Raw genomic sequence first — 14610 nt, forward strand, 5'->3', positions numbered from 1 at the left:
CGGCATGCATGAGGCGCGAACTCCCGTCAGACGATCGGCTCGTGGACGGTGACGAGCTTCGTGCCGTCCGGGAAGGTGGCCTCGACCTGGACGTCGTGGATCATCTCGGGGATGCCTTCCATCACGTCGTCACGGGTGAGCACACGCCGCCCCGACGACATGAGTTCGGCGACGGTGCGGCCGTCGCGGGCACCTTCGAGGATGTGGGAGGTGATGAGGGCGATCGCCTCGGGGTGGTTGAGCAGCAGCCCCCGCGCCCTTCGCTTCTCGGCCACGTCCGCGGCCACATGGATGAGCAGTCTCTCCTGCTCGTGCGGGGTCAGTTGCACGCGTCCCACCTCACAGTCCTCGCTCCGAACCGTGCGGGGTCCGGCTGCCGCGGCCACCGCGACGGATATAGATGTAACACACAGCCAATGCGCGCGATCTTGCGCACCCTGGTTACGAAATCCGCTGGTGGCGTGCCACGGGAGGGTAGTTGGGAGGAGTTTCAACGAGGTTAACCAGTAGTTGACCGGCCCATGACCATGGGCTGGTCCGCGCCATACCCAACCGTCGATCAGGCCTCGACCGGCCGCCCCATGCTCATCAACGCCCGAAGTCCGTCCCGCAGCGCCTCGACGGGCACCTCGTCGAACAGGGCGTACTGCGCGGCGAACCCCTGCACCGCAGCGATCATGGTCCGTGCGACATGGTCGGCGGGGATGTCGGCGCGCATCACGCCCGCCTCCTGATACCCCTCGACGATCGCCACCCAGGCGCCGCGCGCCTTCGCGTAGCCGTCCGCGATGAGAGCGGACAGCTCCTCGTTGCGGAGGGTCTCCGTCCACACCTGGACCATCAGCCGCGGGAAGTAGGACCGCGCACCCTCCCGCATCCCGGGCCGCAGGTCGAGGACCTCCGCGAGCACCTGGGCCACCAGGGCGTCCGGCGGGGGCGGCGGGCTCTGCCGCGCGGCCGACTCGAAGATCCCGCCGATGTCGGCGAGCACCTCGGAGACAATGGCGGCGATCAGCTCGTCCTTGCCGCGGAAGTAGCGGTACACCGCGCCCGCCGAGAGGCCCACCTCCTTGAGGACGTCCTGCATCGACGTGGCGTGGAAGCCGCCCCTCGCGAAGCAGAGCGCCGCCCCGTCGAGGATCTGCCGACGGCGTGCGTCGAGGTGTTCTTGGGATACGCGAGCCATGCCCTCAACGTAAAACGAACATTCATTCTTGACAAGGCCGCCCGACGGCAGGACAGTGGGCCCACTCCGTAAAACGAACGATCCTTCTCTTTGGGTCGCGGACGCGGACCACCGCCCTCCCCTCTCCCGCTGGAGGAAGAACCTCATGTCCACACCGCCCGCCGGCACGCCTCCGCAGGGCCCTCGCATGGTGATGGTGGCCGTCCTGGTCCCCCTGCTCGTGACCGTCGCACTCTGGGCCTTCGCCTGGCCCGCGGCCCGCACCGCACCCCGCGACCTGCCCCTCGGCGTCGCGGGCCCGGCCGCCGCGGCGGGGCCCCTCACCCAGCAACTCGGGCCGCACGAGGGCGCGTTCGCGATACGCCGTTACGCCGATGAGGCCGAGGCAAGGGCCGCCATCGAGGACCGGACCGTGTACGGCGCGGTCGTCGCCACACCCCGGGGCCCCAAGCTGCTCACCGCGACGGCCGCGAGTCCGGTCGTCGCCCAACTGCTCCAGCAGGCCGTGCAGGAGCAGGGCGGCACCGGGTCGGCCGCGGTGCCGGTGGTCGACGTGGTGCCCGCACCGGCGACCGACCCCCGGGGCTCGGCACTGGGGTCGAGCGTGCTGCCGCTGGCCATCGCCGGCGTCGCGGCCGGCGCCCTCGTCACGCTGCGGGGCCTGCGCGGCGTGCGCGCGGCTGCCACGCTGATCGTCACCGCCCTCCTCGTGGGTACCGTCGCGGCCGCGCTCACCCACGGCTGGCTGGGCGTACTGACGGGCAACTGGTGGGCGGAGGCAGGGGCGTTGAGCCTCTCCACCCTCGCCGTGAGCGGCACCGTGGCCGGGCTCGCGGCCCTGCTCGGCCCGGCGGGCATCGGCGTGGGCGCCCTGCTGATGGTGCTGCTCGGCAACCCCTTCTCCGGCGTGACCTCCGCGCCGCAGCTGCTGCCCGAACCGGTGGGATTCATCGGGCAGTTGCTGCCGCCGGGAGCCGGGGGATCACTGCTGCGCTCGGTGTCCTTCTTCGACGGCGCGGCGGCCGCGGGGCCCGCCCTGACCCTCGGCGCATGGGCCGCGCTCGGGCTCGCCGGGGTCCTGATCGGCACGCCGCGCGGGCGACGCACGCCTCTCGCGCAGGAGCCCGCGCCACGGCCGCAGGCGGCGCCGACCGGCTGAGGCGCGCGGGCCCGTGCGGCAAGGGAAGGAACCTGCAGACAGGTAATCCGCGCGGCATATGAAACTCGCGGGGCACGGGAAATCCACACGGCACGTGAAACCCGCGCGGCACGTGAAACCCGCGCGGCACGCGAAACCCGCGCGGCACGCGAAACCCGGGCGTCGCGTGAAACAAGAACGGCCGCGCGCCCCCCGCTGTAGCGGACGGGGGCGTGCGGTCTCACACGTACGGGCCGAGCCGGGTCGGGCCCGGCTTCGCACGCGCCTCGTCGCGGTCAACTACCCCTCGGCTACGACGCGTTGGGTCCCCGATGCTCGGCCGCGATACCGAACCGCTGTGGCTCCGAGGGCGTGGACGACACGGAGCCGATCGACGTGACGGTGCTGACCGTCGGCTCCTCCGGGGCGTCCGGGAGTGCTTCGAGGCGCTCCAGGTCGGCGGCGGAGACGAGCGCCACGAGCGGCTTGCCGTGGCGGGTGACCACGACCCGCTCGCCGCCGTAGACGACGCGGTTGATCAGCTCCGCGAGCTCTGCGCGGGCTTGCGTCACCGGAATCTCGTAGGCCATGCACCCAGCTTAGACGCCGCCGTTCCCAGGCTGCGGGCATGAGCGATCTCCACGAGCTGCAGCTGGCCCTCGACCTGCCCCACGACCTGCCCGCCGATGACCTCGCCCTCATCAGGTGGCACATGGGCCAGGAGCCGGACGCGCAGGACCCCGACGGCGGGGAGTACCCGCCGCTTGAGGAGTACCTGCCGCTTGAGGAGTACCCGCTACTTTCGGCCAGGGGACCCGCGGCGCGGATCGAGGGTGTACTGATCGGCGAACTGCGGCAGAGCGAGCGAGGCTGGTCCCTCACCGCCCGCCAGGAAGTGCACCCCGACGAGTTCGACGCCCTGCGCTTCCTCGCCACCTGGCTCGCGGCGCGGACGACGACGGTCGGCACCATCGGTCACCTGCGCTTTCTCGAGGATCACCTGCCCGACGTCCTGATCGCGGAGTCCGGCTCGGCATGCCGCGTCCGCCCGCTCGCGCAGACCACGGAGAGCGACCTCCTGCCCGACCCCTGGGTGTGACACCCCCCGACGGGACCGCTCAGCAGACCGTCCAGATCCAGCCGAGCGGCGTGAGGCCGCGAGCGCGGGCCACCGAGCGGGAGGCCCGGTTGGCGACCGTGGTGCTGTAGAACAGCACCTCTCTGTCACGGCGCACACGACGGGACCAGGCGGCGACCGTGGCCGGGGCGAGGCCGCGACCGCGGAAGTCCGGGCGGGTCCAGATGCCGGCCTCCGCCGCGTGGGCGTTCCCGGCCGGGGTGTGACAGATCGACACGGGCGCGCCGTCGTGCACGGCCATCGCCCACTCCCCCGCCGCTCCGCAGATCAGCTCCGCCCACTCGCCTGGCTGCCAGGTGCCGGGGCGGGTCAACTGCCGTGCGGCGTCCCGCCCCTGCTCGTCCGAGAGCAGGAGGGGCAGGGGCGCGGCGGGGTCCACGACGAGCGGGTCCGGGAAGGTGGAGCAGGGGCCGCCCTCGACCGAGGCGGGCTCACCGGCCGCCCTCAGGGCGGAGGCCAACCGCACGAGGACGGCCGGGGCCTCACCCGGCGCATACGGCTCCCCTGCGCCCCCGAAGCGTCGTCGCCACCCCCGAAGCCGTCGCCCCCCCGAAGCCGCCCCCACTGTCGCGGCGGTCATCCGGGAGAGCGACGCCCGCCCCCAGCGCCAGCACCCGCGCTCCCGGAGACCAGGGCAGGCCCGCGCGCACCGCGGGGTCGGTCACCGTCCGCACCTCTCCTGCCCCCACCGGCCCCAGTCCGTGGACGACGTCCACTTCGAGGGTGAGGAGCGCCCGTTCATCCCGTTCCGTCGCGTCTCGTCCCATGACCCGAAAAGGGGAACGCGGATCCCGTACGGCCCGACATCACTTTTCCCCACCCCCACGGAACGTACGTCCTGTACATTTTTTACAGAGACCGGACCGCTCCGCGACCGGAAGAAGAGAGGCGTGCCATGAACCGTCCGTCCGCCCGTTACGTCCTGCCCGAGTTCACCGAACGCACCAGCTCGGGGGACGCGGACCCTGGATCCGTACTCCAAGCTCCTCGAAGAGCGGATCGTCTTCCTCGGCACCCCCATCGACAACACCTCGGCGAACGACGTGATGGCCCAGTTCATGCACCTGGAATACCTCGCGCCGGACCGCGACATCTCCCTCTACATCAACTCCCCCGGCGGCTCGTTCACCGCGATGACCGCGATCTACGACACGATGCAGTTCGTCACCTGCGACGTGGAGACGACCTGCCTCGGTCAGGCCGCGTCCACCGCCGCCGTGCTGCTGGCCGCGGGCACCCCCGGCAAACGGTTCGCGCTGCCCGGCGCGCGCGTGCTGATCCATCAGCCCTCCGTCGCCGAGCCGTTCCAGGGTCAGGCCAGCGACCTCGCGATCCAGGCCGACGAGATGCTGCGCAGCCGACGGATGCTGGAGGAGATGCTCGTTCGGCACACGGGGCAGAGCCCCGAGCGGATCACCGCGGACATCGAGCGGGACAAGATCCTCGACGCCCGGGCGGCACTGGAGTACGGGCTCGTGGACCGGATCATCCCGAACCGCAAGACCTCGCTCGCCACGCGCGACCCGAGGTGAGCCCTCGATGCTGCCGCCCGAACTGCCGCCCCTGCCGGCGCTCACCCGCGCCGAGGCCGACCTGATCGACCGCTATCTCGAGGTCGTCGACCTGGTCGGCAGGATCAACCCGGCGCGCGCCGAGCACACCTACCGCGGCCTGCGTGCCGCCCAGGCCCTGGTCGGCAGGGCGACCGCCCTGCGGGACGCGCTCACGCTCATGCACCAGCGGGGCGAGAGCGAGGTGCACACCGCCACGCTCGCCGACGCCCTGCGCGTCCTCGACGGCGAACGGCGCTCCCTGCGGGTCACCGTGCCGCCCCCGCCCGGCAGTTGACCCCGCGCGGAGCGCCCCGCACCCTTCCGCGGAACGTCCCGGACCGCTTCGAAACGGACCAGACGGGCTACCTCGGACGACGTAGCGGGGCGCCCGCCGGCAGGCCCTGGAGAGTTGCGCCAGGTGTGTACAGCACGGACGGAATGGCACATTCCGATGCTGGTCGAGCCGTCGTCGGGCCATGCCTCCGCAACCCGGATTCGTCGGTGTCCACCCGAACGGGTCAGTCGTGAGGAGCCTCACAAAACACCGTTTCGGCTCGGTTTTTTCGCCCTTGTCGGGTCAAGATCCCTTCCGACGACAAGCCCCCGCCACAGCGGCGGGGCGGTCCGGGCGGACGCCGAGTCCTGCCGCCACCCGGATGACCGGTCGACATCGGTGCAACGGCAGGAGTGGAGGACCCAGGCATGACGGGCCCGTCCGGGAAGTCCGGACGACGCCCTTGGGGTGAAGCCGCAGAGCACGACGCGGCCGGGCATCTTCGCCTGCCCGAACCCGACAGGTCATCCTTCACAGGCGGCTGACGAAGGGTTGCGCATGACTGCGCTGAATCATGTTCCGTCGCTGCTCAGCAGGACCGGTGCCGCATCGGTCCTCACGCTCGCCGTCGTGGGCGGCACCGTCGTGGCCCCCGGGCTCGCGTCGGAGGCCGAGGCGGCCACACACGGGACGAAGGCGCTCAAGATCGCGGCGTCCAAGAAGGGCTCCCCGTACCGCTACGGGGCAGCGGGTCCCACCCGGTTCGACTGCTCGGGTCTGACGCTCTACTCCTTCAAGAAGACGGGCAAGAAGCTGCCGCGCACCGCCGCCGCGCAGTACAACAAGACCAAGCACATCTCGAAGTCCCAGCGCACCAAGGGCGACCTGGTGTTCTTCCACTCCGGCCGGAACGTCTACCACGTCGGGATCTACGCGGGTAACAACAAGATCTGGCACGCCCCGAAGACGGGGACCGTGGTGCGTCTGGAGAAGATCTGGTCCAACAGCGTCTGGTACGGCCGGGTCCGCTGACCCCGCCGCAGTCGGTCGGCGCGCTCCTCGCACCGTCAGGTGCCGGTGCCAGGAGCGCGCCGATCGCGGTTTCGGGGAACCGTTCCAGGCCCGGCCTCACACCATCAGGGGCTCGATGAGGAGCACCAGGCCCAGTGCGCCCAGTGCGGTGCCGGTGACGGCCTCGACGGCGCGGGCGGTGCGCGGCCTGCGCAGCCACCGGCCGAGCCGGTCCACGAGCAGCGCCACGACCGGGAACCACAGCAGGGCCAGCGCCACCACGATCGCCGCGAGCAGCAGAGTCCTGGGCATCGCGGGGCTGCCGTCCGGCACGAACTGGGGCAGCACGCTGAGGAAGGTGATCGACGCCTTGGGGTTCAGGGCGTTGGTCAGGAAGCCCTCGCGCAGACCGCCGCCCTGGGCCGCAGGTTCGCCCGCCGATCCGGTGCGCGGCCGCGCCGCCGACCGCAGCGCGCGGGAGGCGAGCACCAGTACGTAGAGGGCGCCGATCAGTTGCAGCGCCCTGAAGAGCGCGGGCACGGCGGCAAGGACCGCGGCGACGCCCGCGACCGCCAGCGCCGTGTGCACCAGGAGCCCGCCCGCGACACCGACCGCGCAGGCCACTCCGGCCCGCCGGGAGACCAGGGCGTTGCGTACGACGACGGTGAAGTCGGCGCCCGGCATGGCGACCATGCCCGCGGCGACGCCGGTGAAGGCGACCAGTTGTGCGTCCATGGGCCCAGCGTGCCCGGCCGAAGCCTTCAGCAGGTATGTGGAATATTCTGGGTCTGCCTTAAGCAGGCGTTCAGGGAGCTTCCATGTACGACCCCACGCGTCTCGCCGCGCTCGTCGCGGTCTCCGAGGCCGGTTCGATCACGCGGGCCGCCGAGCGCCTCGGCTACACCGTGCCCGCGCTCTCCCAGCAACTCGCCAAACTGGAGCGGGAAGCGGGCACCGCGCTTCTCGTACGTCACCACCGCGGGGCCCGGCTGACCGGCGCGGGTGAGCTCCTGGTGGGCCACGCCCGCCGGGTGCTCGACGAGATGGAGCGGGCACGGCACGAACTGGCGCGGCTCGCCGGGCTCTCGGGCGGGCGGCTGCGCGTGGCGACCTTCCCGACGGCGGGCATCCATCTGCTGCCGCCCGTCCTGAGCGCCTTCCGCAGGGCCCACCCCGATGTCGAGCTGACGGTGACGGGACACGAACCGCCCTTCGGTGTCGCGGCCGTGGCGGCGGGCGAGGTCGATCTGGCCCTCACGCACACCTATGAGCCGGCCGACCCGGTGCCGCTGCCCGCCGCCGTGTCGGCCGAGCCGGTCCTGGTCGAGGAGCTGGTCCTGGTGACCCAGCCCGGCCACGCGCTCAGCGGCGCGACCTCCCGGCTGCCGCTCGCCGACCTCGCCGGGCAGCCGCTCATCAGCATGGCTCCGGACCATCCGCCCCGGCAGGCCGTGGAGCGGGCCCTCGCGCGAGCCGGTGCCGCGCCCGCGGTCCTCGTCGACACGCCGGGGTACGCGCTGGTGTGCGCCCTGGTCAGTGCGGGGCTCGGTGTCGCCGTGGTGCCGGAGATGGTGGCGCGCACCGCCGCGACGCCCGTCGGCACGCGGCTCCTGGAACCCGGCGACCTGCGGCGCACCATCTCCGTCGTGCACCGCACCGACGAGTCGAGCCCGGCGGCCGAATCCTTCCGGGCCCTGCTGCGCGGTGTCTTCGGGCGCTCGGCGACCGCCGCCTGACCCGCGCGGCGGTCAGTGCGCGGGGTCGCGGTGTCTGCCCTGGACGCGTGCCGTCCACGGCAGTGCGATCCACACGGTCTTGCCGCCCTCGTCGGTGGGGCTGACCGAGAGCCTGCCGCCGCACTCGGCGGCCAGCCAGCGGATGATGACCATGCCGCGGCCGTTGTCCTGCTGGACGGCCGCGGGCAGCCGCTTGGGGTAGCGGGGGTGGCTGTCGGTGACGCCGATCCGCAGCTGCTCGTCCCGGTCGAGCTCGACGTCCACCGTGAAGGTCGGCGACTGCCCCAGGGTGTGCTGCACGGCGTTCGTGGCGAGCTCGGAGACGATCAGCCTGATGGTGTCGGCCACTTCGGCGTCGCCGGGCAGGCCCCATTCGGCGAGCACGCGCGAGACGTATTTGCGGGCCGCGGGGACCGAGGCAGGATCGCTCGGCAGAGTGACGGAGGCTTCCTGGTGATCTGCCATGGCGACGCTGTCCCTTTCCCCTCGGGACCGGTCTCCGACTCGTCGCGGATGACTCGAGGACAGTCCCGAACTGGTGCTTCGCGCCAGCCTGCCACTCCTTGGCCGGTCACGGGCGGCGATCCACCGAGATGTGCATATATCTGTCGCTCGAAGCGGTGAACTCTGCTACGGCAGAACGTATTTGGGCGAGAGGCTGGTCCTTCCTCTACTGTCGCCTACTGCCCCCGCCCTGCCGCCGGGATATCCGACGGCGTCACCCGGAAGGAGACGGGCATGCAGTTCGGCCCCGCGGTGCGCCGCCGCCAGCTCGGCGCCGAACTGCGCGCGCTGCGCACCCACGCGGGACTCACCAGCAGCCAGGCCGCGGCCAAGGTGGGCTGGCACCAGTCGAAGGTGAGCCGGATCGAGACGGGCCGCAGCGGCGTCAAGGCCGCCGACGTGCGGCTGCTGCTGACGGCGTACGAGGTGAAGGATCCCCAACTCAGCGATCTGCTGGTCGCGTTCGCGGGCGCCGATGACCCGGGCATGGGGCGCCACCACTGGTGGAAGGCCTACCGCGACCTGCTGCCCGCCACATACCGCGACTTCATCAGCCTCGAATCGCAGGCGAGTTGGGTGCGCACGCTCGAAACCACCGTGGTCCCCGGCCTGCTGCAGACCCCGGAGTACGCGCGCGCGGTGACCAGGGCCGCGCTCGGCGGCCTGCCGGAGGAGCAGGTCGACGCCCTGGTGGAGGTGCGGCTGGCCCGGCAGGACGTGCTGCGCGCGGATCCGCCGCTGCGGCTGAGCGTGATCCTGGACGAGGCCGTGCTGCGTCGGCCGGTGGGTGGGGAACGGGTGTTCGCAGGGCAGTTGGCACGGTTACGAGAGGTCGCCCTGTTACCGCACGTGAGACTTCAGGTGCTGCCGTTCGCCGCCGGAGAGCATGCGGGCCTGATCGGACCTTTCGTTATTTTTTCATTTCCGAACATTGCTGATCTGGATGTGGTTGTTCTCGACCATTTGACGAGTAGCCTCTACCTCGAACGGAAAGAAGACCTTCAGGCGTACACGGAGGCCTTCAACTCCCTTCAGGTACAGGCGCTTTCACTTGAGGAATCAACCGATTTCATCGCCGGGCTAAGCGACGGCTCTTGAGGAGGCACAATGACCGCAATGCCTCGGTACGTACCTTCCGGCACGACCCTTCAAGGTGCGCAGTGGCAGCGCAGCAGCTACAGCAACGGAATGAACAACTGCGTCGAGACGGCCACACTCGACTCGGGTCCGCTGGCCGGCCTGTGCGCCGTGCGTGACTCGAAGAACATCGCGGGGTCAGCCCTGCTCTTCTCCCCCGGCCCCTGGGAGTCGTTCCTCATCAGCCTGCGGTGAGCAGAGCCCGGCCCTTCGCGGGCCCGGCACGCCTCACCGCGGCGCGTTGCGGCTGATCACTCGTACGGCATCGACGATCTGCGCGTCGGTGAGGTCCGCACGGGCGGTCAGCCGCAGCCGTGAGATCCCGTCCGGCACCGACGGCGGCCTGAAGCACCCCACGGCGAGCCCGGCGGCCCGGCAGTCGGCCGCCCAGCGCACGGCCTGCTCGGGTGACGGCGCGCGCACGGAGACGACGGCGGCGTCCGGACGTACCGCCGCGAGCCCCTCGGCCGTGAGGCGCCGGTGCAGTTCCGCGGCGACCTCGCGGGCCCGCGCGGCGCGTTCGGGCTCACGGCGCAGCAGCCGCAGGGCCGCGAGCGCGGCGCCCACCGCCGCGGGCGCGAGACCCGTGTCGAAGATGAAGGTGCGGGCGGCGTTCACCAGGTGCTGGATGACCTTGGCGGAGCCGAGCACGGCGCCGCCCTGGCTGCCGAAGGACTTGGAGAGGGTGAGGGTGACCACGGTGTCGGCTGCCCCCGCGAGCCCCGCGGCGTGCGGCGCGCCCCGGCCGCCGTCGCCGAGCACACCGAGCCCATGGGCGTCGTCGACGACGAGACCGGCGCCGAACTCCCGGCACGCCTCGGCGAGTTCGGACAGCGGAGCCATGTCGCCGTCCACCGAGAACACCGAGTCGGACACCACGACGGCGGGTCCCGCGTGCGCGTCCAGCGTCTTGCGCACCGCTTCGGGGTCGGCGTGCGGCACCACCTGTGTCGTCCCGCGCGCCAGCCGGCAGCCGTCGATGAGGGACGCGTGGTTGCCCGCGTCGGAGACGATCAGCGTGCCGTGCGGGGCGAGCGCGGTGACCGCGGCGAGGTTGGCCGCGTAGCCGGAGGAGAACACGAGCGCGGCCTCGAAGCCGCAGAACCGCGCGAGCTCACGCTCCAGTTCGGCGTGCAGCTCCGTGGTGCCCGTGACGAGCCGGGAGCCGGTGGCACCGCCGCCCCACCGCAGGGCGGCGGCGGCCGCGCCCTCGGTGACCTCGGGGTTGCGGGTCAGCCCCAGGTAGTCGTTGCTCGCCAGGTCGAGGAGGCCGTCCGCCTCGGCGGGGCGCGGCCGCAGGGTGCGCACCAGCCCGGCTTCGGCGCGCAGCCGCGCCTGCTCGTCGATCCAGTCGAACGCAGAAGACGCACAAGACACAGAAGACGCAGAAGACGGCGAGGACGCAGCGGACACGGGGGACGCAGCCCCCGTCACGGAGTGCCTGTTTGTAGACATTCCACAGACCCTAGCGGCCTTGCTCCCCGGCCAGGATGTGGCAATACCCACACCTCAAACCGTTTCTGTTGTGCGAACTCTCCTTGGCCGGACATGCTGCCGTACGTAAGGATCAGCGCCATGAACCTGCTGAACACGCTGGTGGACAAGGGGCTTCGGCGCGAACTGCCGACCCGCGAAGAGGCGCTGGCCGTGCTGGCCACCTCCGACGACGATCTTCTGGACGTAGTGGCTGCCGCCGGGAAGGTACGGCGGCAGTGGTTCGGACGACGGGTGAAACTCAACTATCTGGTCAACCTCAAGTCGGGTCTGTGCCCGGAGGACTGCTCGTACTGTTCGCAGCGGCTCGGCTCCAAGGCCGAGATCCTCAAGTACACCTGGCTGAAGCCCGACGAGGCCTCCGAGGCCGCGGCGGCCGGCGTCGCGGGCGGCGCCAAGCGGGTCTGCCTGGTGGCCAGCGGCCGCGGGCCGACGGACCGCGACGTCGACCGGGTCGCGCAGACCATCGCGGCGGTCAAGGAGGCGAACGAGGGCGTCGAGGTGTGCGCCTGCCTCGGGCTGCTCTCGGACGGTCAGGCGGAGCGGCTGCGGGGCGCGGGCGCGGACGCGTACAACCACAACCTCAACACCTCCGAGGCGACGTACGGGGACATCACCAAGACGCACACGTACGCCGACCGTGTCGACACCGTCCAGAAGGCGCACTCGGCGGGTCTCTCCGCCTGCTCGGGGCTGATCGCCGGCATGGGCGAGAGCGACGAGGACCTGGTCGACGTGGTGTACGCGCTGCGCGAGCTCGACGCCGACTCGGTGCCGGTGAACTTCCTCATCCCCTTCGAGGGCACGCCGCTCGCCAAGGCGTGGAACCTCACGCCGCAGCGCTGCCTGCGCATCCTCGCCATGGTCCGCTTCGTCTGCCCGGACATCGAGGTGCGCATCGCGGGCGGCCGCGAGGTCCATCTGCGCTCGCTGCAGCCGCTCGCCCTGAACATCGCCAACTCGATCTTCCTGGGCGACTATCTGACCAGTGAGGGCCAGGCGGGCAAGGACGACCTGGCGATGATCGCGGACGCCGGTTTCGAGGTCGAGGGCACGGACCAGGTGACGCTGCCGAAGCACCGCGTGAACGCGGCCGCCGCGGCCGCGGGCTGCGGTTCGCACGAGGGAGGCTGCGGTCCGCACGAGGCGGGCGGCGGGTGCGGCCCCTGCGGGTCGGCCGAGGCCGAGCCCCTGGCGCAGACCCCGGAAGCCGGCGAGGCGCGCACGGACCTGGTGGCGGTGCGCCGCAGGGGCGCGGGAACGGACCTGGCGCCCAATGCCTGACCTGTCCACGGCCGACCTGCTCGCACTCGACCGGCAGCACGTCTGGCATCCGTACGGGCCGATGCCCGGTCAGCAGGAGCCGCTGGTCGTCGAGTCGGCGAGCGGCGTACGGATGCGTCTCGCGGACGGCACCGAACTGGTCGACGGCATGTCGTCCTGGTGGTCGGCGATCCACGGCTACAACCACCCCGCCCTCAACGACGCGGTGCGCGGCCAGTTGGACCGCATGAGCCACGTCATGTTCGGCGGCCTCACGCACGAGCCCGCCGTCACGCTCGCCAAGCGTCTCGTCGACATCACGCCCGGCGGTCTGGAGCACGTCTTCCTCTCCGACTCGGGGTCGGTCGCGGTCGAGGTCGCGGTGAAGATGTGCCTGCAGCACTGGCGTTCGCTCGGCCGCCCCGAGAAGCGGCGGATGCTGACGTGGCGCGGTGGCTACCACGGCGACACCTGGCAGCCGATGGCCGTGTGCGACCCCAAGGGGGGCATGCACGAGCTGTGGCAGGGCGTCCTCCCGCAGCAGGTGTTCGCGGACGCGCCGCCCAGCGGCTTCGACGCGTACGACGAGTCCTACGCCGGCCATCTCCACGAGCTGATCGGGGCGCACGCCCACGAACTGGCCGGTGTGATCGTGGAGCCCGTGGTGCAGGGGGCGGGCGGCATGCGGTTCCACTCCCCCGGTTACCTCCGCGCGCTCCGGGAGGCGTGCGACGCCCATGACGTCCTGCTGGTCTTCGACGAGATCGCGACGGGCTTCGGCCGCACGGGCACGCTGTTCGCGGCCGACCACGCGGGCGTCACCCCGGACGTGATGTGCCTCGGCAAGGCGCTGACCGGCGGCTATCTGTCGATGGCGGCGACGCTGTGCACGCCGCGCGTCGCGGACGGCATCTCGCAGGGCGAGGTGCCGGTCCTGGCCCACGGGCCGACGTTCATGGGCAATCCGCTGGCCTCCGCAGTGGCGGGGGCCTCGATCGACCTGCTGCTCGGCCAGGACTGGCAGACCGAGGTCAAGCGCATCGAGACCGGTCTGCGTGAGGGCCTCGCGGAGGCGGCCGCGCTCCCTTCCGTACGGGAGGTCCGCGTCCTCGGGGCGATCGGCGTGGTCCAGCTGGACCACCCGGTGGACATGAAGGCGGCGACGCGCGCGGCGGTGCGCGAAGGCGTGTGGGTGCGGCCCTTCCGCGACCTGATCTACACGATGCCGCCGTTCGTCACGAGCGACGACGACGTGGCACGCGTCGCCCGCGCGGTGTGCGCCGCGGCGAAGGAGGGCTGACATGACCGTGATCGTGGTGTCCGGTACGGGCACGGAGATCGGCAAGACGGTGACCACGGCCGCGGTGGCCGCCGTCGCCCGTGCGGCGGGGCGCGGCGTGGCCGTGCTCAAGCCCGCGCAGACCGGGGTCGCGCCGGGTGAACCCGGCGACGCGCAGGAGGTGGCGCGGCTCGCGGGCGACGGCATCACCACGCGCGAACTCGCCCGCTACCCCGAGCCGTTGGCGCCGGACGTCGCGGCGCGGCGTGCCGGTCTCGCGCAGATCCACCCGCAGGACGTGGCCGACGCGGCGGCGAAGCTGGCGACCGAGCACGATCTGGTCCTGGTCGAGGGGGCGGGCGGACTGCTCGTACGCCTCGACGACGAGGGCGGCACGCTGGCGGACGCGGCCCGGCTCCTGGGCGCGCCTGTCCTGATGGTCGTCTCGGCGGGCCTCGGCTCGCTGAACACGACGGCGCTGACGGCCGAGGCGCTGCGGGTGCGCGGCGTGCGTCAGCTGGGCCCGCTGGTCGGCAGCTGGCCGGCCGTCCCCGACCTGGCGTCCCGCTGCAACCTCGCGGATCTGCCGAAGGACGCGGGCACGCCGCTCGTCGGGGCGATCCCGGAGGGTGCGGGGTCGCTCGAAGGGCCGGACTTCCGTGCCGCGGCCGCAAGTTGGCTGGCTCCCGAGCTGGGCGGCACGTGGGACGCGGCGGCGTTCACGTCCCGGGAGGCGCCGGGGGCTCTGGCGCGTTGAGCCCTTGACGGTGAGCCGTCGGGGCCTTGGGGCGGGCGCACCTCTGGGGGCGCCCGCCCCTTTGTTCCCTCACCGTCACAGGCGTGCCGCCCTCGTTCACCCGAGGCTCACCCGGGTCGTGTCCGCAGGAGGGGAACGGG

17 protein-coding genes, 1 pseudogene and 1 riboswitch are annotated in these 14610 nt (G+C 71.9%); of the genes and pseudogenes, 11 read left to right on the top strand and 7 right to left on the bottom strand.

Annotated elements, in window-relative coordinates; genetic code table 11:
- Window positions 1–26 precede the first annotated feature (26 nt).
- A complete protein-coding gene (locus ACZ4D5_RS13405) occupies window positions 27–329 on the bottom strand; it encodes an urease subunit gamma (protein ID WP_362337765.1) in 303 nt (100 codons plus the stop codon).
- 230 nt (window positions 330–559) lie between these two features.
- Window positions 560–1186, bottom strand: coding sequence for a TetR/AcrR family transcriptional regulator (locus tag ACZ4D5_RS13410; protein WP_467772482.1), 627 nt, complete (start codon window positions 1184–1186; stop codon window positions 560–562).
- Window positions 1187–1331: 145 nt separating this feature from the next.
- Here ACZ4D5_RS13410 and ACZ4D5_RS13415 point away from each other — a divergent pair, with 145 nt between their 5' ends.
- Window positions 1332–2345, top strand: coding sequence for an ABC transporter permease (locus ACZ4D5_RS13415; RefSeq protein WP_467772483.1), 1014 nt, complete (start codon window positions 1332–1334; stop codon window positions 2343–2345).
- 290 nt (window positions 2346–2635) lie between these two features.
- Here the strand turns inward: ACZ4D5_RS13415 and ACZ4D5_RS13420 are convergent, their stop codons facing one another.
- Entirely contained in the window at window positions 2636–2914 is a 279-nt protein-coding gene (locus ACZ4D5_RS13420; RefSeq protein WP_467772484.1) for a type II toxin-antitoxin system Phd/YefM family antitoxin, read from the bottom strand.
- A 38-nt stretch (window positions 2915–2952) separates the two neighbouring features.
- Between ACZ4D5_RS13420 and ACZ4D5_RS13425 the strand changes: the two genes are divergently transcribed.
- On the top strand, window positions 2953–3423 hold the full coding sequence (locus tag ACZ4D5_RS13425) for a hypothetical protein (protein ID WP_467772485.1): 471 nt from the start codon (window positions 2953–2955) through the stop codon (window positions 3421–3423).
- A 19-nt stretch (window positions 3424–3442) separates the two neighbouring features.
- Here ACZ4D5_RS13425 and ACZ4D5_RS13430 read toward each other — a convergent pair whose 3' ends face one another.
- A complete protein-coding gene (locus ACZ4D5_RS13430) occupies window positions 3443–3922 on the bottom strand; it encodes a GNAT family N-acetyltransferase (protein ID WP_467772486.1) in 480 nt (159 codons plus the stop codon).
- A 435-nt stretch (window positions 3923–4357) separates the two neighbouring features.
- On the opposite strand from ACZ4D5_RS13430, the pseudogene ACZ4D5_RS13435 reads away from it, so the two are divergent.
- From ACZ4D5_RS13435 to ACZ4D5_RS13445, 3 genes and pseudogenes are all read left to right on the top strand, one after another.
- A pseudogene (locus tag ACZ4D5_RS13435) lies at window positions 4358–4994 on the top strand (ATP-dependent Clp protease proteolytic subunit).
- A gap of 7 nt (window positions 4995–5001) precedes the next feature.
- Entirely contained in the window at window positions 5002–5310 is a 309-nt protein-coding gene (locus ACZ4D5_RS13440) for a hypothetical protein (protein ID WP_467772487.1), read from the top strand.
- 357 nt (window positions 5311–5667) lie between these two features.
- Window positions 5668–5844, top strand: a riboswitch (cyclic di-AMP (ydaO/yuaA leader).
- A gap of 3 nt (window positions 5845–5847) precedes the next feature.
- The gene (locus tag ACZ4D5_RS13445; protein WP_467772488.1) at window positions 5848–6321 is read left to right on the top strand and encodes a C40 family peptidase; all 474 of its coding nucleotides are present in this window, start codon (window positions 5848–5850) and stop codon (window positions 6319–6321) included.
- Between the two features lie 96 nt (window positions 6322–6417).
- Here the strand turns inward: ACZ4D5_RS13445 and ACZ4D5_RS13450 are convergent, their stop codons facing one another.
- The gene (locus ACZ4D5_RS13450; RefSeq protein WP_467772489.1) at window positions 6418–7035 is read right to left on the bottom strand and encodes a LysE family translocator; all 618 of its coding nucleotides are present in this window, start codon (window positions 7033–7035) and stop codon (window positions 6418–6420) included.
- 83 nt (window positions 7036–7118) lie between these two features.
- Here ACZ4D5_RS13450 and ACZ4D5_RS13455 point away from each other — a divergent pair, with 83 nt between their 5' ends.
- Window positions 7119–8036, top strand: a complete 918-nt coding sequence (locus ACZ4D5_RS13455) for a LysR family transcriptional regulator (RefSeq protein WP_467772490.1) — start codon at window positions 7119–7121, stop codon at window positions 8034–8036.
- A gap of 12 nt (window positions 8037–8048) precedes the next feature.
- Here the strand turns inward: ACZ4D5_RS13455 and ACZ4D5_RS13460 are convergent, their stop codons facing one another.
- Window positions 8049–8501, bottom strand: a complete 453-nt coding sequence (locus tag ACZ4D5_RS13460; RefSeq protein WP_467772491.1) for an ATP-binding protein — start codon at window positions 8499–8501, stop codon at window positions 8049–8051.
- 273 nt (window positions 8502–8774) lie between these two features.
- Between ACZ4D5_RS13460 and ACZ4D5_RS13465 the strand changes: the two genes are divergently transcribed.
- Together ACZ4D5_RS13465 and ACZ4D5_RS13470 are read left to right on the top strand one after the other, a co-directional pair.
- Window positions 8775–9638 carry a helix-turn-helix domain-containing protein gene (locus tag ACZ4D5_RS13465; RefSeq protein ID WP_467772492.1) on the top strand — a complete coding sequence of 288 codons (864 nt, stop codon included), beginning with the start codon at window positions 8775–8777 and terminating at the stop codon, window positions 9636–9638.
- 9 nt (window positions 9639–9647) lie between these two features.
- Window positions 9648–9872, top strand: a complete 225-nt coding sequence (locus tag ACZ4D5_RS13470; RefSeq protein ID WP_467772493.1) for a DUF397 domain-containing protein — start codon at window positions 9648–9650, stop codon at window positions 9870–9872.
- 33 nt (window positions 9873–9905) lie between these two features.
- Here ACZ4D5_RS13470 and ACZ4D5_RS13475 read toward each other — a convergent pair whose 3' ends face one another.
- On the bottom strand, window positions 9906–11132 hold the full coding sequence (locus tag ACZ4D5_RS13475) for an 8-amino-7-oxononanoate synthase (RefSeq protein WP_467772494.1): 1227 nt from the start codon (window positions 11130–11132) through the stop codon (window positions 9906–9908).
- A 120-nt stretch (window positions 11133–11252) separates the two neighbouring features.
- On the opposite strand from ACZ4D5_RS13475, the gene bioB reads away from it, so the two are divergent.
- Genes bioB through bioD form a run of 3 tightly spaced genes read left to right on the top strand, consistent with a single transcriptional unit; the run spans window position 11253 to window position 14470 of the window.
- Window positions 11253–12455 (top strand): biotin synthase BioB, encoded by a 1203-nt coding sequence (gene bioB / locus ACZ4D5_RS13480; protein WP_467772495.1) that lies wholly within the window; start codon window positions 11253–11255, stop codon window positions 12453–12455.
- Window positions 12448–13734 carry an adenosylmethionine--8-amino-7-oxononanoate transaminase gene (locus tag ACZ4D5_RS13485; protein WP_467772496.1) on the top strand — a complete coding sequence of 429 codons (1287 nt, stop codon included), beginning with the start codon at window positions 12448–12450 and terminating at the stop codon, window positions 13732–13734. Before bioB ends, ACZ4D5_RS13485 begins: the two co-directional genes overlap by 8 nt.
- Window position 13735: 1 nt before the next feature.
- Window positions 13736–14470: a dethiobiotin synthase gene (gene bioD / locus ACZ4D5_RS13490; RefSeq protein ID WP_467772497.1), complete on the top strand. Its 735-nt coding sequence runs from the start codon at window positions 13736–13738 to the stop codon at window positions 14468–14470.
- Window positions 14471–14610: the final 140 nt, after the last annotated feature.

Source organism: Streptomyces sp. NPDC025651, assembly GCF_055558735.1.

Bases quoted from the DNA above. Each gene is read 5' to 3' on its own strand.
- ACZ4D5_RS13445 (WP_467772488.1), top strand. From the start codon at position 5,848: ATGACTGCGCTGAATCATGTTCCGTCGCTGCTCAGCAGGACCGGTGCC.
- ACZ4D5_RS13415 (WP_467772483.1), top strand. From the start codon at position 1,332: ATGTCCACACCGCCCGCCGGCACGCCTCCGCAGGGCCCTCGCATGGTG.
- ACZ4D5_RS13440 (WP_467772487.1), top strand. From the start codon at position 5,002: ATGCTGCCGCCCGAACTGCCGCCCCTGCCGGCGCTCACCCGCGCCGAG.
- bioB (WP_467772495.1), top strand. From the start codon at position 11,253: ATGAACCTGCTGAACACGCTGGTGGACAAGGGGCTTCGGCGCGAACTG.
- ACZ4D5_RS13425 (WP_467772485.1), top strand. From the start codon at position 2,953: ATGAGCGATCTCCACGAGCTGCAGCTGGCCCTCGACCTGCCCCACGAC.
- ACZ4D5_RS13475 (WP_467772494.1), bottom strand. From the start codon at position 11,132: ATGTCTACAAACAGGCACTCCGTGACGGGGGCTGCGTCCCCCGTGTCC.
- ACZ4D5_RS13420 (WP_467772484.1), bottom strand. From the start codon at position 2,914: ATGGCCTACGAGATTCCGGTGACGCAAGCCCGCGCAGAGCTCGCGGAG.
- ACZ4D5_RS13485 (WP_467772496.1), top strand. From the start codon at position 12,448: ATGCCTGACCTGTCCACGGCCGACCTGCTCGCACTCGACCGGCAGCAC.
- ACZ4D5_RS13410 (WP_467772482.1), bottom strand. From the start codon at position 1,186: ATGGCTCGCGTATCCCAAGAACACCTCGACGCACGCCGTCGGCAGATC.
- ACZ4D5_RS13470 (WP_467772493.1), top strand. From the start codon at position 9,648: ATGACCGCAATGCCTCGGTACGTACCTTCCGGCACGACCCTTCAAGGT.
- ACZ4D5_RS13455 (WP_467772490.1), top strand. From the start codon at position 7,119: ATGTACGACCCCACGCGTCTCGCCGCGCTCGTCGCGGTCTCCGAGGCC.
- ACZ4D5_RS13460 (WP_467772491.1), bottom strand. From the start codon at position 8,501: ATGGCAGATCACCAGGAAGCCTCCGTCACTCTGCCGAGCGATCCTGCC.
- ACZ4D5_RS13465 (WP_467772492.1), top strand. From the start codon at position 8,775: ATGCAGTTCGGCCCCGCGGTGCGCCGCCGCCAGCTCGGCGCCGAACTG.
- ACZ4D5_RS13450 (WP_467772489.1), bottom strand. From the start codon at position 7,035: ATGGACGCACAACTGGTCGCCTTCACCGGCGTCGCCGCGGGCATGGTC.
- bioD (WP_467772497.1), top strand. From the start codon at position 13,736: ATGACCGTGATCGTGGTGTCCGGTACGGGCACGGAGATCGGCAAGACG.